Here is a 16,525-nt window from a genome sequence, read left to right as displayed (position 1 = left end):
AGGAATTAGTTTGTTAGATTTTGAAGTAGATATGCAAGATTTTGCAAATATAAAAGTTATAGGATGCGGCGGCGGAGGTAACAATGCTGTTAATAGAATGATTGTTGAGGGGTTAAAGAATGTTGAGTTCATCTCAGTTAATACAGATAAACAAGCACTTATGCTTTCTCATGCAAATCAAAAAATTCAAGTTGGAGAAAAATTAACTAAAGGCTTAGGAGCAGGTGCTAATCCTGAGATAGGAAAAAAAGCTGCTGAAGAGAGTAGAGAAGAGATTACAGAAGTTATAAAAGGTGCAGACATGGTATTCATCACAGCTGGTATGGGTGGTGGAACAGGTACTGGTGCAGCTCCTGTTGTAGCTGAAATTGCAAAATCTATGGGAATATTAACAGTAGGGGTTGTAACTAAACCTTTTCCATTTGAAGGTAGAAGAAGAATGAAGCATGCTGAAATGGGAATTGATAATCTTAAGGAAAAAGTAGATACTCTTGTAACAATACCAAACGAAAGACTCCTTAGCATGGTAGACAAGAAGACAACATTGCTAGAGTCATTTAAGCTTGCAGATGACGTTTTAAGACAAGGTGTACAAGGTATTTCTGACCTTATTACTATTCCTGGTCTAGTAAACCTTGACTTTGCTGATGTAAGAGCGGTAATGTTAGATAAAGGTTTAGCACATATGGGTGTTGGTAGAGGAAATGGAGAAAATAGAGCACAAGAAGCTGCAAAGCAAGCAATTTCTTCTCCTTTACTTGAAACATCAATAATAGGTGCTACTGGTGTATTATTAAATGTTACTGGTGGAGGCGATTTGGGACTTTTAGAAATAAATGAAGCTGCAGAAATAGTACAAGAAGCTGCAGATCCAGATGCCAATATTATCTTTGGTGCTGTTATTGATGAGAACTTAAAGGATGAAATTAGAATAACAGTTATAGCAACAGGCTTTGAAAAGGAAAAAGGTAACAAGGAAAAAAGCAGAGATGAAGTTAAGATAGAAATTAATGAACCTGAAGTTAATAAAGTTCAAGAAGAAGAAGTGGCAGCAGCTGCTCCAAATTTTGCAGATGAATTAGATATACCTGCATTTTTAAGAAGACAAAAAAGATAATTAAGTTAAAAGACATGTATTAATACATGTCTTTTTTTATGTCATTTGATAAATTGAAATTTAACTAAAGGTAAATGAGTTTAAAATTCTTTTAGTTTTATTAACTTTATGGGATAATATGTAAAAAATGATACTATAAAAAATTTTTCTTTGGAATATAATGTGACAAAATTTTAGTACATGAAGTTTTATAATGGTTTTAAGGAGTGAAATATATGGAAGTGTATATAGATGTAGTAGTGTTTGAGAATTTTATAATTAATTCCTTTTTGTTGTTAGTAACTATTCAAATTGTCAGAGGTAAATGTAATTATAAAAGAATAATTCTATCAGCATTACTAGGAGCTTTATATACTATAGTATTATTTATTCCTAAGCTCTACTTATTGACTATCCTACCTATTAAGTTATTGGTTGCCATGGTAATGGTTTACGTCGCTTCTAGTATTAATGATTTAATCTTCTTAATAAAATCCTCAGTTATTTTTATTTTGGTATCTATGCTTTTGTGTGGTTTTTGTTTTGGTTTTTCTATGTACCAAAATAATTATAACATAAGTGAAAGTTTTATAATAACAAGCTACTCATTTAAGTATATGCTGCTAAGTATTATGATAATATATTTACTTTTATACAGGATAATGATTTTTATAAAAGATAGAAAGGTTATATTTGATTTTACTTATGAAATAGAATTTACCTTATCAGGAGAATGCTATAAAGTGAAAGCTTTTCTTGACACAGGAAATGAGCTTATTGAACCAGCAACCTGCCTACCAGTGATAATTGTAGAAGAAAAAATTATTAAAATTCATGAATTAAATAAAAAAAGTATATATTATGTACCATATAAAGCGATTAATGGTCATAGTGGAAATCTGAAAGGTTATAAGGTTGATAAAGTTAATCTATTTAAGGACAATAAAAAGTTAGTATCTAAGGATGTAATAATATGTTTATGCAATGAGAAACTCAGTAGCTCAAATGATTACGGAGCTTTATTGTCTAGAGCAGTATTATAGGGGTGTGGTGGTATGTTAAGTGTTAGTATTATTATCAACCGAATTTTTTCAAAATTCAAAATATTGCTTAAAACTCTTTATTATGTAGGGGGGAACGATGCACTCCCGCCTCCATTGAGTAAAGAAGAAGAGGATAATCTTGTACTTAAACTTATCAGCGGAGATGAGACGGTACGAAGCGTTTTAATTGAAAGAAATCTGAGATTAGTAGTTTATATTGCAAGAAAGTTCGAGAATACAGGAATAGGTGTAGAAGATCTTATCTCAGTCGGAACTATCGGATTGATTAAGGCAGTTAACACTTTTAACCCAGAAAAAAAGATAAAACTAGCAACCTATGCATCGAGATGTATAGAAAATGAAATATTAATGTACTTACGAAGAAATAGTAAAGTAAAAGCTGAAATATCTTTCTATGAACCATTAAATATTGATTGGGATGGAAATGAACTTTTGCTATCAGATATTTTAGGAACCGATAATGATATAGTTTATAATCTGATCGAAGATGAAGTTGACAAGCAACTTTTATTTATGGCAATGAAGAACTTAAGTGAAAGAGAAAAAGAAATTGTAAAACTTAGGTTCGGATTATATGGTGCAAGAGAAAAGACCCAAAAAGAAGTTGCAGATATGCTTGGAATATCACAATCCTATATTTCTAGATTAGAAAAAAAGATTATAAAGCGTTTAAAGAAGGAAATAAATAGAATGATTTAGTAAGGGTTGGCTTCGTATAAAATCAACCTCAATAGGAAATAATTTTAATGCAGTAAGTTTATTACTTATAAGGGGTTGATTACACATGATAATCAATAAAGTAGAGATATGCGGTGTCAATACCTCTAAGCTACCTGTTTTAAAGGAAAAAGAGATGAAAGAACTTCTTCTTAAAATGAGAAGTGGAGATGGATTCTCTAGAGAAAAGTTTATTAATGGGAATTTAAGATTAGTTTTAAGTGTTATTCAGAGGTTTAACAATAGAGGAGAAAATGTAGATGATTTATTTCAGGTAGGTTGTATAGGTTTAATGAAAGCAATTGATAATTTTGACTTAGAGCAAAATGTAAAATTCTCGACTTATGCAGTTCCAATGATTATAGGCGAAATACGAAGATATTTAAGAGACAACAACTCTATAAGGGTGAGCAGATCCTTAAGAGATATAGCCTATAGAGCACTATTAGTAAGAGATAAGTTGGTAAATGACAATAATAAAGAGCCAACTATTTCACAAATAGCTAAGGAGCTTAAATTACCAAGAGAAGAAGTCGTTTTTGCTTTAGATGCTATTCAAGATCCAGTGTCATTATTTGAACCTATATACCATGATGGTGGAGATGCAATCTATGTTATGGATCAAATCTCAGATAATAAGAACCAAGATGAAAGTTGGTTAGAGAACATATCCATAAAAGAAGCTATGAAAAAACTAAATGACAGAGAAAAGTTAATACTAACTTTAAGGTTTTTTAATGGAAGAACTCAAATGGAGGTGGCAGATGAGATAGGAATATCTCAAGCACAGGTTTCAAGGTTGGAAAAAACAGCACTTAAGCACATGAAAAAATACATATAGAGCTCATTTGAGCTCTATTTTATTTGTTGTTATTTCGTAAAATAAAATCTGAATAAGAATGAAAGGGCATTGAATCCTTTCATTCTTATTTTGGAATTTATACTATTGGTTCATCATATATTTTTATATAAGAAGAAAAGGAGGGGTTAAAGTGGAGTTAAATATGTTTTCAATAAATAATTTAAGGGCTATGGAAGTTATAGATATGAATGTTGGCGCTAAACTTGGATTTATAAGAGACATTAAAATAGATTGTGATGATAATAGAATAATTTCTATATTAATTCCTGTACAAAAAAATAATTGGTTTGGTAAGTTGGACATGCTAGAAATACCATGGGAAGATGTAATTAAAGTAGGTGTAGACGTTATATTAGTCGATAGTAAAGATAAAACAATTGGAGATGTATAGAATTTCAAATTGAAAATGTGTATAATATTTATACATTCAATTGGAAGGGCGTGAAAAGTTTGAGATGTCCATATTGTGCATATGAGGAAAGTAAAGTAGTAGATTCCAGATCAACAGAGGACTATACTACCATAAGAAGAAGAAGAGAATGTTTAAAGTGTGGTAAGAGATATACAACTTATGAAAAAGTTGAAGATATTCCAATATTAGTTATAAAGAAGGATTTAACTAGAGAAAATTTTAATAAAGAAAAAATTATAAATGGACTTATAAAGGCTTGTCAAAAAAGACCCGTTTCAAGAAAACAGATTGAAGATATTGCAGATGATATTGAAAAAACAATAAGTAATAAAATGCTCACAGAAGTAAAGTCTGAATACATAGGTGAAATGATAATGGAAAGGCTTAAGGAAGTAGATGAGGTATCGTATGTAAGATTTGCTTCTGTCTATAGACAATTTAAAGATATAAATACTTTTATGGAAGAGATAAAGAGGCTGATGGGAATGTGAGAAGAAATACAAAAGTAGTTCTTTTATATGCTGTCATTTCACGAAGTGAAATCTGACTCAATGTGAGCAGGCTCGATGCCTGCTTAGATTTATTTGCTGTCATTTCACAAGGTGAAATTTAATAATAGTGAAAGGATTTAATACCCTTTCACTATTATTTGTTGCTGTTTAATAAAGTGGATCTCGCTAAAATTGAATAATCCTTACACCCTTCAGTGGAATAAAATATGTTAAAAGTTAGTTAAGGTAAGTTAAAATAGTCTACAGTATGTTTTATTTAAAAGTTAAAAATGTTAAAATTGAGAAAAAGGAAAGTGAATGGAATTATGATTATTGAAAAAGAAGGAATGAGATTTTTTCATCATATTGATGGAAATTTTAATATTATTTTTTCTACAGCAGAAAATAACCTTAGCTTTAAGTTGGGTGACTGTGGAGAAGAGAAAATTAATGAAGTTAAAAGAGTTTTAAACCTAGATGATGTATATTATTTAAGACAAATTCACAGCAGTAATATTATAATTGCAGAGGAGAATTGTGCTCCACATGGAGAGGTTGAAGGAGATGCAATAATAACGAATAAAGAAAACATAGCTGTTGGCGTTTTTACAGCAGATTGTGTTCCTATCCTCCTTTGGGATAAAGAAAAAGGTGTTATAGCATCCGTTCATAGCGGGTGGAGAGGAACTTTTGATAAAATTACTAAAGAAACAGTAAAAGCTATGAAAGAAAGATATGGTTGTTTAGGAGAAAATATTAAAGCGTATATAGGACCACATATAATGGGTTGTTGTTATGAAGTTAGTGAGGAATTAAAAGAGAAGTTTTTAAAAGATGAACTTTATAAAAATATTGATATTTTTCAAGAAAGAAATTTGAATTTGCAAAAATGTATAGAAGCACAACTAATAGATGAAGGTATTACGAAAGAAAAAATTTATCACACTAATCTATGTACTTACTGCAGTAATACTGCAAAGTTACATTCATATAGAAAGGATAACTTAAATTCTGGAAGGTTACTCTCATTTATTTTTATAAAGTAACGGAGGATGGTTATGGCAGACGAAAAAATATTAATTGTAGATGATGAGGAGAATATAGTTGAACTTTTAAAGTTTAATTTAGAGAACTCAGGGTATAAAGTATTAACAGCATATAACGGTATTGATGCATTAAAAGTAGTAAAATCAGAACAACCTAAATTAGTTTTATTAGATTTAATGTTACCAGGACTAGATGGTTATGATGTATGTAAAGAGATTAGAAGGGATTCTCTAACGACCAATATACCGATTATTATGACTACTGCAAAAGGAGAAGAAATAGATAAAATTTTAGGGTTAGAGCTTGGAGCAGATGATTATCTTACAAAGCCATTTTCAATTAGAGAGTTAGTGGCAAGGGTAAAAGCTGTACTTAGAAGAACTACTAATACTACAAGTTTTGAGAAGGTATTTAATATAGGAAATCTTACAATAGATTTTTTGAAACATGAGGTTTTAAAGAATGGAGAAAAAGTAGATTTAACACTTAAAGAATTTGAACTTCTTGAAACACTTATTCAAAATAAAGGAAAAGTACTTACTAGGGATATGCTGCTTGATAAAATTTGGGGATATGAATATATTGGTGAAACTAGAACGGTAGATGTTCATATTAGACATTTAAGAAAGAAGATAGAAGATGATGATAAAAATCCAAGGTTTATTGAAACTATTAGAGGAATAGGATATAGATTTTCTAGTGGTGAATAAATATGAAGAAAAAAATTATGCTTTCGGTTATAATTACTATAGTCTTTTCTTTAGTTGTAGTAACTTCTTCTTTTATTGCTATATCAAACTATCAGTATATTGAAAATTCAAAGAGAAATTTAAAGCATTATAATGATCTTTTATCTGCACTAATTTTAAGCGATGTTCCAAATAAAGTTGATAAACTGAATGAGTTAAAAAAAATTGATCAAGAGATCAGATTTACTTATATAACCAAAGATGGAGTTGTTATATTAGATACTGACACTAGATTACAAGACTTAGATAACCATCTTTCTAGAACAGAAATAATTGAAGCTATACATGGTGGTGAAGGGTCAAGTGTTAGATATAGTAAGACACTAAATAAGAATCTAGTTTATTATGCAACAAAGTTAAAGGATGGGAGTATAGTAAGAACTTCTATTCCTCTTGATAATGTAAGGATATTTCAGAATAAGAATATAAAATATTATATTATAACGTTACTTTTTGTTATACTTCTATCAGTAATTCTTTCACTAAAATTAACTAAATTTATAGTAAATCCAGTTGAAGAACTAGAATTTATAACTGCAAGGATTGCAAAGGGGGAACTAGATAGAAGGGTTAGGCTTAGTTCCATTAATGAATTGGGAAGCTTGGGAAAAACTTTTAACTATATGGCTGATCAACTGCAATCTACCATGGCAGAGTTAATTGATAAACAAAACAGATTAGAAGCTATTTTAAAAAGTATGGATAGTGGAGTAATAGCTGTTGATAGAAGACATAGAGTAATAATGATAAATCCCTATGCAAAAAAGATATTTGGAATAAAAACAGATATAATAGGCGAGACGTTAATGGATCATATTAGAGATTTTGAATTTGATAGTGTTTTTGAAAAGCCTAATGATTATAAACAGATTAAGATTATATGGCCTCAAGAAAGAGAGTTAAGAATTAAAACTGCAGAGATTATTAACGGTTATGAACGTATTGGTATTGTAGCTGTAGTACAAGATATTACAGATATAAAGAAGCTTGAAAATATTAGATCTCGATTTGTTGCTAATGTGTCACATGAATTAAAAACTCCTTTAACCTCTATTAAAGGTTTTGCAGAAACCTTAAAATATGTTGAGGATGAAGCAAATAGGCAAAAGTTTCTTGATATTATAAACGAAGAAGCAGAAAGGTTAACTAGATTAATTAATGATATCTTAACATTATCCAATATTGAGCAGAAGGTTGAAAATGTGAAAAAAACCTTTAGTGGAGAAGAAATTATAGAAAATGTATTCACTATGATGAAGATAGAAGCTGAAAAGAAGCATATTAATCTTTCTGTTGATTTAAAGAACAATAAAAATTTATATGGAGATCCTGACAAGTTTAAACAAATGATGATAAATTTAATTGATAATGCTATTAAATATTCTGAAGAAGGTGATTCTGTTTCAGTAGCTACTAGATCAGAAGATGATAATATAGTTATAACTGTTGAAGATACTGGTATAGGAATACCACAAAAGGACATCCCAAGACTTTTTGAACGTTTTTATAGAGTTGATAAAGCTAGGTCAAGAGCTAAGGGAGGAACCGGATTAGGGTTAGCAATTGTTAAACATATAGTTAAAGCCTTTAATGGATCTATTGAAGTAGTAAGTAAACTTGACATAGGAACAAAGTTTATAATAATATTAAAAAGTATAAGTTAATACACTGTCTAAAGTTTAAAATTTTAGACAGTATTCTTTTTTACATAATAGGAAATCGTACTAAGAGTTATTTTACAGGATTCTAAGGGTTAGGGTTCTAAATGAATTTCATTAGAAAATGAAATGAATAGAAGGTTATTAGATGCTAATACTATCTATGAAAGTTAAGTTAAATAATACTAGACTATTCTTTATGATTTAAGCTATAAATTTTTTATGTTTATGTTAAGAGAACTTAACAATAGTCTAATATTGACTTAACTTTTATTAGTTAATATATATATTGTAAGGTTAAGAAAAACAATTTTGGAGGTTGAAAACATGAAGAAAAAAGGGCTAAAATTTGCAATATTAGCATTAGCAATGACAATGACTACAGCTGCATTTGCTGGGTGTACAAAGAAAGAAGCAGAGCAGGGAAAAGTAGGTAACGGAGCAGCATTATCAGGTTCTATTACAACCTCAGGGTCAACTGCCCTACAACCATTAGTTGAAAAGTCAGCTGAAAATTTTCAAGGAAAAAATCCAGATGCTATGATCAGTGTACAGGGTGGTGGATCCGGAACTGGATTAACCCAAGTATCACAAGGAGCTGTTGATATAGGAAACTCAGATGTTTTTGCAGAAGATAAACTTAAGGGAGATGAAGCAAAAGCTTTAGTAGACCACAAGGTTGCAGCTCAAGGTTTTACAGTAGTAGTAGGAAAAGATGTTAAAGCTACATCTTTAACTAAGGCTCAAATACAAGATATATTCTCAGGAAAAACTACTAATTGGAAGGATATTACTGGAGAGGATACGCCAATAACAGTAATTCACAGACCAGCTTCATCAGGTACAAGATCTACATTTATAAACACTGTTTTAGATGGTAAAAAAGAACTTGAAAATGATAAGATTGGTATTACACAAGATTCAAATGGAGCTGTTAAGACTGCCATTGAAAAGAATAAGGGATCAATAAGCTATCTTGGTTTAGGATATCTTCAAGATCCAAAGGTTAAGGAAACAATAACTACAATTGCTATAGATAATGTAGAAGCAACTAAGGAAAACATAACAAATGGAAAGTACCCATTCTGGTCATGGGGCCATATGTACACTAAGGGGGAACCAACAGGATTAACAAAAGCTTTCTTAGATTATATGGTAAGTTCAGAAAATAAGGATACTATGGAGAAGCTTGGATTTATATCCGGTGGAGAAATGAAGGTTAAATAATTAATTTTAGACTGGCAACCGCCAGTCTAAAAACACGATGTTAAATATTTTTTATTGAGGGAAGAATTATGGAAAAAAGAAGTTTTTGGCAAAGGTTTAGATCTGAATATATAGGTAAAGGTTTTGCGTTTTTTTGTGGTATATTAATAGTAGCTATAACATTAGCAATAATATTCTTTATAGCTTCAAAAGGAATAAATACATTTATTAAAGATGGTTATTCATTTTTTAAGTTTGTTGGAAGTTCAGACTGGAATCCAGGGGCTGACAAGCCAGAATTCGGAGCCTTGATTTTTATTGCGGGTTCTACTTTTGTTTCAGTAGGAGCAGTTTTATTAAGTGCACCTATAGCCATTGCATTGGCTGTTTTTATGAATATTATTTCACCAAAGCTTGGATCTAAGGTACTTCAACCTACTCTTGAATTGTTTGTTGGAATTCCATCAGTAATTTATGGTTGGATTGGAGTAAGTGTTTTAGTTCCATTTCTTAAAGATAAAGTTGGAGGAATAGGATTTAGTTTGCTTGCCGGAGTTTTAGTGCTTAGCATTATGATTTTACCTACAATAGCATCGATAGCTTCAGATGCTATCAGAACTATTCCAAGAGATTATGTAGAAGCATCTTATGGATTAGGAGCAACAAGATGGCAAACAATATATAAAGTAATAGTACCAGCATCAAAAAGTGGAATACTTACAGGGGTGGTTTTAGGTATTGCTAGAGCCTTTGGAGAAGCTTTAGCTGTACAAATGGTTATTGGTAATACTGTAAAGTTTGCTAGTGGACTTACGTCCCCAACAACGACATTAACAAGTGTTCTTACTATGGATATGTCAAATACCGCTTTTGGATCATCATGGAATAATGCACTTTGGTCATTAGCGCTTATACTATTACTAATTTCATTTACATTTATTGTTGTAATCAGAAAGATTGGAAGCAGAGGTGAATCATAATGAAGGCAAAGACTGCGGATAGAATAGCAACATCTATATTGTATTTAATTTCAGGTTTTATTGTTTTACTTTTAGCCGTTTTTATCATATATATAATATATAGAGGTATGGATTCTTTAAATTTCGATTTCTTATTTGGAAAGCCTAAAATGGATCAACCAGGTGGGGGCATAGGACCACAACTTTTTAATTCTTTTTATATGCTTATAGTATCATTATTAATTACTATACCATTAGGCTTGGGTGCAGGTATCTATTTATCTGAATACGCTGGCGAAGGTAAGTTTGTTAACTTTATTAGACTTTGTATAGAAACAATGGCCTCATTACCTTCTATTGTTGTAGGTTTGTTTGGATTACTTGTTTTTGTTACTTTGGCTGGGTGGAAGTATTCTGTACTTGCAGGTGCACTTTCAGTTAGTATATTAAACTTACCAGCATTGACAAGAGTAAGTGAAAATGCTATAAGAGAAGCATCTAAAAAGGTCAAAGAGGCTAGTTTGGGATTAGGAGCAACAAAATGGCAAACAATAAAAAATGTAACATTGCCATCAGCTATGCCACAAATACTAACAGGAATTATATTAGCTTCTGGTAGAATTTTTGGAGAAGCTGCTGCATTTTTATATACAGCAGGGATGAGTGCTCCTTTATTTAAGTTTGATAAGATTAGTATTCTAGGTATGTCTTCTGTTGATAAAATATCAGCTTATAACTTATTTAGACCAGCAGAGATATTAGCTGTTCATATTTGGAAGCTAAATTCAGAGGGCATAGTTCCAGATGCATCAAAGATAGCTAATGGAGCATCAGCAGTGTTAATAATAATGGTACTTATATTTAACTTTGGTGCAAGAATTTTAGGTAATGCATTATATAAGTCATATAGTGGGAAATAGGAGGGGAAAAAATGGCTATAATACATACAGAAGATTTAAATTTATATTATGGAAATACACATGCATTAAAAAATATAAATCTTGATATAGATCAAAATACAGTTACAGCATTGATTGGACCATCAGGATGTGGTAAATCTACATTTTTAAGAACATTAAATAGAATGAATGATTTGATTAGTATTGTTAGGATAGAAGGACAAGTTTTTTTTGAAGGAAAAAATATTTATGCAGATTATGATGAGATTCAATTAAGAAAAAGAGTTGGAATGGTGTTTCAAAGACCAAATCCATTCCCAATGTCAATATACGATAATATAGCTTATGGTCCTAGAATTCATGGAATTAAGAATAAGAGCAAGCTTGATGAAATAGTTGAAAAGAGTCTAAAGGGAGCAGCTCTTTGGGATGAAGTAAAAGATAGACTTAAAAAGAGTGGGTTAGGCTTATCAGGAGGACAGCAGCAAAGGCTTTGCATTGCAAGAACTTTAGCAGTAGGACCAGAAGTGTTACTTATGGATGAACCTACATCAGCATTAGATCCTATTTCAACTAATAAAGTTGAAGAGTTAATGGATGAATTAAAGAAGAATTATACTGTAGTTATTGTAACGCATAATATGCAACAAGCAGGAAGAATTGCTGATAAGACTGCTTTCTTCTTAAGTGGAGAAGTTGTTGAATATGGAAAAACTGAAGATATATTCTATAAACCAAAAGATAAGAGAACAGAAGATTATATTACAGGTAGATTTGGGTAAAATTGATTATGAGGTGATAGTATGACAAGGGGTTCGTTTGACACAGGATTACAGGTTCTACATGATGAATTAGTAAAGATGGGAAGTATAGTTGAGAAGCAAATTCATGGTTCAGTTGAAGCTTTAGTAACAAAGGATGTACAATTAGCAGAAAAGATCATTAAGAATGATGATTTAGTAGATAATCTTCAAAAAGATATTGAAGATAAGTGTATAAAACTTATTGCTACTATGCAGCCCTTGGCTAAGGATTTAAGAAATATTTTTACTACTACTAAAATTGTTACAGATTTAGAGAGAATGGCAGATCATGCTGTTGATATCGCTAAAATAACAAAAAGATTGAAGGACGAAAAATATATCAAAGAACTTGTTGATATACCTAAAATGGCAGATATAGTTCAAAAAATGATAAGAATGTCAATAGATGCTTATATAGACAGTAACGTTGATAAAGCATATGAAATCTGTAAGATGGATGACGAAGTAGATGGAATTTATAAAAAGATTTTTAACGAACTAATAGGGTATATGAATAATAATGCTGCTTTTGTAACTCAAGCGTCACAACTTCTATTTGTATGCAAATATCTTGAAAGAATAGCTGATCATGTAACGAATATATGTGAATGGACTATTTATCTAATTACTGGTAACTTTGTGGATTTAAATGAATAATATCAAGAGCTAAGAAGAAGTCCTTCTTAGCTCTTGTTTGTATACAATTTTATAAAGTAAAATCTGACTAAAATTGGGCAGGATTGATATATATTGTTATTATTGTTGGCAAATAAAGTGAAATTGTTGACTAGTATTATTTAATAGGGTAATATTACTTAATGTAGAATATTACACAGGAGTTGAGCAAATGAAAAATAGGATAACTAATATACTGCCAGGTGGTATTGGAGAAGAACTTGGTATTGAGAAAGGAGATGTTCTTCTTTCCATAAATGGTACGGAAGTTAAAGATATAATTGATTATAATTTTTTGTTAGCTGACGAATATCTTGAAGTAGAAATAGAGAAACCAGATGGCGAGATTTGGGTTTATGAAATAGAAAAAGAATATCATGAAGATCTAGGAATAGAATTTGAAGCATCCATTATGGATAAGGCTATTAGCTGTTCTAATAAGTGCATGTTTTGTTTCATAGATCAACTTCCAAAAGGTATGAGAGAAACGTTATATTTTAAGGATGATGATTCTAGATTATCTTTCCTTCAAGGTAATTTTGTAACACTAACCAATATGAAGGATGAAGATATTGATAGAATAATAAGATACAGAATAAGCCCTATTAATATTTCAGTACATACAACCAATCCAGAGCTTAGAGTTAAGATGCTAAGTAATAGATTTGCCGGTAACATATATCCAAGATTAGTAAAACTTGCTGAGGCAGGCATTGAAATGAATACTCAAATTGTAGTTGTTCCAGGAGTTAATAATGGAGAAGAATTAGAACGTACAGTTGAAGATCTTTATAAGTTATATCCTTCAATTCAAAACATTGCTGCAGTTCCAGTTGGGATAACAAAACATAGAGAAGGATTACAAAAACTAGATATATTTAATAAGGAAACCGCAAGAGCTGAAATTGAAAATGTGAAGAAACTTCAAGAAAAATACATAAAAGAAATAGGAACTCCATTTGTAAGACTTTCTGATGAATTTTATGTTTTAGCAAAAATTGATTTACCTGAAGGTAATTTTTATGACAATTATGAGCAGTTAGAAGATGGTGTTGGAGTTATAAGACTTCTTAGAGATACGATAGATCGTGATCTTGATATATTGAATCAAAATTTAAAAGGACATTTTTCAATTGTAACTGGTGTATCTGCTTATAATGAAATAAAAAATGTTAGTGAAAAAATTATGAAAAAAAATCAAAATATAAAAATTGATGTTTTTAAGATAACCAATGAGTTTTTTGGTGAAACCATAACAGTATCAGGGCTTTTAACAGGTCAAGATATAATTAATCAAACAAAGAATAAGATTTCATCCAAATATCTCATTATGGCTGATAATATGTTTAGAAAAGGGTATGAATTGGGAAATATAAAAGAGAGAGTTATGCTTGATGATTTAAAGATCAAGAATATAGAACAAGAATTAGGTGTAAAAGTCATAGTTTGTGATTACACAGGTGAAGACTTAATAAAATTAATAAATGAACATTGTGAGGAGGCGTAATCATGGGAAAACCTATAGTAGCTATAGTAGGAAGACCAAACGTGGGTAAATCGACTTTATTTAATAAATTGGCAGGTAAGAGAATCTCTATCGTACAGGATACTCCAGGTGTTACAAGAGATAGAGTATATGCTGAAGCAGAATGGTTAACTCATAATTTTACAATGATTGATACTGGAGGTATAGAACCAGAAAGTGAAAACACAATTGTAAAACAAATGAGGAGACAGGCACAGATAGCTATCGAAACAGCAGATGTTATAGTTTTTATCGTTGATGGTAAGGAAGGATTAACAGCAGCTGATAGAGAAGTAGCACAAATGCTTAGAAAGAGTAAAAAACCAGTAGTACTTGTTGTAAATAAGATTGATTCATTGAAAGATGAAGCTAATGCCTTTGAATTTTATAACTTAGGTATCGGAGATCCTGTAACTATTTCAGCTTCACAGGGACTTGGACTAGGTGATATGCTTGATGAAGTTGTAAAACACTTCGATACAGCAGGGGCAGATGAAGAAGAAGACGAATACATAAGAATTGCAATGATAGGAAAACCAAATGTAGGAAAGTCATCACTTATAAATAAGCTTCTTGGAGAAGAAAGAGTTATCGTAAGTGATGTTCCGGGTACTACGAGAGATGCTATAGATAGTTATCTTGAAACAGAAGAAGGCAAATTTATTTTAATAGATACAGCTGGGCTTAGAAGAAAGAGCAAGGTTAAGGAAGAAATAGAAAGATATAGTGTAATAAGAACTTACGCTGCTATTGAAAGAGCAGATGTATGTATTCTTATGATTGATGCACAAGAAGGTGTTACTGATCAAGATGAGAAAATTATAGGCTATGCACACGAGCTAAATAAGGCTATAATGGTAATAGTAAATAAATGGGACTTAGTAGAAAAAGATGATAAAACTATGAATCTATACCTTAAAGATATTCAAAGTAATCTATCATTTATGCCGTATGCACATTATTTATTTATTTCTGCTCTTACTGGTCAAAGAGTGCATAAGGTTTTAGAAATTGCTAAAATGTGTTATAATAACTATTCTAAGAGAGTATCTACTGGCATATTAAACGAAGTTATTAATAAAGCAGTTCTTATGAAAGAACCACCAGTTGTTGGTTTAAAGAGGCTAAAAATTTATTATGCAACTCAAGTTGCTAATAAACCACCTAAGTTTATATTCTTTGTAAATGATTCTAACACAGTACATTTTTCATATGGTAGATATTTAGAGAATCAATTAAGAGAAAGCTTTGATTTTAAGGGTACTGGTATAGAAATTGAGTATAGGGAAAGGAAGGAATAAATAGATGAATAAGGTGACTTTTTTAGGAGGAGGAAGTTTTGGTACAGCACTATCCATATTACTAGCCAATAAGGGAATAGAGGTTAAGGTTTGGGATAGAGATAAAGCTGTAGTAGACGATATTAACCTAAACAAAAAAAATGATAGATATATAAAGGGGTTAAATATTCCTGAAAATGTCACAGCTTATAATGATTTAGATAGAGCTTTAGAAGGAACTGAGTGTGTTGTTTTAGCAGTTCCTTCACATGTTATTAGATTAGTTTGTAAATCATTAAAAGGTAGACTAGCAGAAGATGTAATAATAGTAAGTATTGCTAAGGGCATAGAAGAAGGTACAGATATTAGAATTTCAGAAGTTATAGAACAGGAATTGCCAAATCCAGTAGTTATAATGTCGGGACCTTCTCATGCAGAAGAGGTAGCAGTTGAAATTCCAACTACATTAGTTGTAACTTCAAAGGATATGAACAATGCTGAAAAAGTTCAGGATCTCTTCATGGCTTCAACTGTTAGAGTTTACACTAATGATGATTTAGTAGGAGTTGAAATAGGCGGAGCTGTAAAAAATATCATAGCTCTAGCAGCTGGAATATCTGATGGTATAGGATATGGAGATAATACAAAGGCTGCATTAATGACAAGAGGTATGAAGGAAATAAGCAGAATCGGCGTAAAGCTTGGCGGGAAAATAGAAACCTTTTATGGATTAACAGGTATGGGTGATTTAATAGTTACTTGTACTAGTATGCACTCAAGAAATAGAAGAGCGGGAATACTTATTGGTCAAGGAAAGACAGCTAAAGAAGCTATTCAAGAAGTTGGAATGGTTGTTGAAGGAATTAAAGCCTGTAAAGCCTTTTACGAACTAAAGGAAAAACTTGATATCTGTATGCCTATTACAGATTTGCTTTATAAAGTTCTTTTTGAAGGTAAAGATGCAGTACAAGGTGTTAAAGAACTTATGTCAAGAGATAAAAAAGATGAGACATACTAGAGATAGATTAAATTCTATCTCTTTTTTTATGTATAATTTTATTAATTATCTAATATATATGTAG

General features: G+C 30.9%; 17 protein-coding genes. All 17 read left to right on the top strand.

The window, feature by feature from the left end:
* The first annotated feature begins 10 nt into the window (after nucleotides 1-10).
* The 17 genes from ftsZ (at nucleotide 11) to CPJCM30710_RS02720 (ending at nucleotide 16,461) form a co-directional block, all read left to right on the top strand.
* Nucleotides 11-1,117 carry a cell division protein FtsZ gene (gene ftsZ / locus CPJCM30710_RS02800; RefSeq protein WP_212902653.1) on the top strand — a complete coding sequence of 369 codons (1,107 nt, stop codon included), beginning with the start codon at nucleotides 11-13 and terminating at the stop codon, nucleotides 1,115-1,117.
* A 215-nt stretch (nucleotides 1,118-1,332) separates the two neighbouring features.
* A complete protein-coding gene (gene spoIIGA, locus CPJCM30710_RS02795) occupies nucleotides 1,333-2,139 on the top strand; it encodes a sigma-E processing peptidase SpoIIGA (RefSeq protein WP_212902652.1) in 807 nt (268 codons plus the stop codon).
* Nucleotides 2,140-2,151: 12 nt separating this feature from the next.
* A complete protein-coding gene (sigE, locus tag CPJCM30710_RS02790; protein WP_212902651.1) occupies nucleotides 2,152-2,859 on the top strand; it encodes an RNA polymerase sporulation sigma factor SigE in 708 nt (235 codons plus the stop codon).
* An 85-nt stretch (nucleotides 2,860-2,944) separates the two neighbouring features.
* Nucleotides 2,945-3,718 (top strand): RNA polymerase sporulation sigma factor SigG, encoded by a 774-nt coding sequence (gene sigG / locus CPJCM30710_RS02785; protein WP_212902650.1) that lies wholly within the window; start codon nucleotides 2,945-2,947, stop codon nucleotides 3,716-3,718.
* Between the two features lie 151 nt (nucleotides 3,719-3,869).
* The gene (locus tag CPJCM30710_RS02780; RefSeq protein WP_212902649.1) at nucleotides 3,870-4,130 is read left to right on the top strand and encodes a YlmC/YmxH family sporulation protein; all 261 of its coding nucleotides are present in this window, start codon (nucleotides 3,870-3,872) and stop codon (nucleotides 4,128-4,130) included.
* A 59-nt stretch (nucleotides 4,131-4,189) separates the two neighbouring features.
* Nucleotides 4,190-4,642, top strand: coding sequence for a transcriptional regulator NrdR (gene nrdR, locus CPJCM30710_RS02775; RefSeq protein WP_212902648.1), 453 nt, complete (start codon nucleotides 4,190-4,192; stop codon nucleotides 4,640-4,642).
* Nucleotides 4,643-4,968: 326 nt separating this feature from the next.
* Nucleotides 4,969-5,688 (top strand): peptidoglycan editing factor PgeF, encoded by a 720-nt coding sequence (pgeF, locus tag CPJCM30710_RS02770; protein WP_246503434.1) that lies wholly within the window; start codon nucleotides 4,969-4,971, stop codon nucleotides 5,686-5,688.
* Nucleotides 5,689-5,700: 12 nt separating this feature from the next.
* Complete coding sequence (locus CPJCM30710_RS02765; RefSeq protein WP_212902647.1) at nucleotides 5,701-6,399, top strand: response regulator transcription factor; 699 nt, start codon at nucleotides 5,701-5,703, stop codon at nucleotides 6,397-6,399.
* 2 nt (nucleotides 6,400-6,401) lie between these two features.
* A complete protein-coding gene (gene pnpS / locus CPJCM30710_RS02760) occupies nucleotides 6,402-8,102 on the top strand; it encodes a two-component system histidine kinase PnpS (protein ID WP_212902646.1) in 1,701 nt (566 codons plus the stop codon).
* 321 nt (nucleotides 8,103-8,423) lie between these two features.
* Complete coding sequence (locus CPJCM30710_RS02755; protein ID WP_212902645.1) at nucleotides 8,424-9,323, top strand: phosphate ABC transporter substrate-binding protein; 900 nt, start codon at nucleotides 8,424-8,426, stop codon at nucleotides 9,321-9,323.
* Between the two features lie 68 nt (nucleotides 9,324-9,391).
* Nucleotides 9,392-10,282: a phosphate ABC transporter permease subunit PstC gene (gene pstC, locus CPJCM30710_RS02750; RefSeq protein WP_212902644.1), complete on the top strand. Its 891-nt coding sequence runs from the start codon at nucleotides 9,392-9,394 to the stop codon at nucleotides 10,280-10,282.
* The gene (gene pstA / locus CPJCM30710_RS02745) at nucleotides 10,282-11,181 is read left to right on the top strand and encodes a phosphate ABC transporter permease PstA (RefSeq protein ID WP_212902643.1); all 900 of its coding nucleotides are present in this window, start codon (nucleotides 10,282-10,284) and stop codon (nucleotides 11,179-11,181) included. Before pstC ends, pstA begins: the two co-directional genes overlap by 1 nt.
* An 11-nt stretch (nucleotides 11,182-11,192) precedes the next feature.
* Nucleotides 11,193-11,942 (top strand): phosphate ABC transporter ATP-binding protein PstB, encoded by a 750-nt coding sequence (pstB, locus tag CPJCM30710_RS02740; RefSeq protein WP_212902642.1) that lies wholly within the window; start codon nucleotides 11,193-11,195, stop codon nucleotides 11,940-11,942.
* 21 nt (nucleotides 11,943-11,963) lie between these two features.
* Nucleotides 11,964-12,620, top strand: a complete 657-nt coding sequence (gene phoU, locus CPJCM30710_RS02735; RefSeq protein WP_212902641.1) for a phosphate signaling complex protein PhoU — start codon at nucleotides 11,964-11,966, stop codon at nucleotides 12,618-12,620.
* Nucleotides 12,621-12,810: 190 nt separating this feature from the next.
* A complete protein-coding gene (locus CPJCM30710_RS02730) occupies nucleotides 12,811-14,145 on the top strand; it encodes a DUF512 domain-containing protein (RefSeq protein ID WP_212902640.1) in 1,335 nt (444 codons plus the stop codon).
* 2 nt (nucleotides 14,146-14,147) lie between these two features.
* A complete protein-coding gene (der, locus tag CPJCM30710_RS02725) occupies nucleotides 14,148-15,464 on the top strand; it encodes a ribosome biogenesis GTPase Der (protein ID WP_212902639.1) in 1,317 nt (438 codons plus the stop codon).
* A 4-nt stretch (nucleotides 15,465-15,468) separates the two neighbouring features.
* Nucleotides 15,469-16,461, top strand: a complete 993-nt coding sequence (locus CPJCM30710_RS02720; protein WP_212902638.1) for an NAD(P)H-dependent glycerol-3-phosphate dehydrogenase — start codon at nucleotides 15,469-15,471, stop codon at nucleotides 16,459-16,461.
* Nucleotides 16,462-16,525: the final 64 nt, after the last annotated feature.

This window comes from Clostridium polyendosporum (assembly GCF_018332455.1).
Classification (GTDB): domain Bacteria; phylum Bacillota; class Clostridia; order Clostridiales; family Clostridiaceae; genus Clostridium_AY; species Clostridium_AY polyendosporum.
The sequence above is the reverse complement of the archived record's forward strand: the minus strand, read 5'-3'. Positions and strand labels throughout refer to the sequence as shown.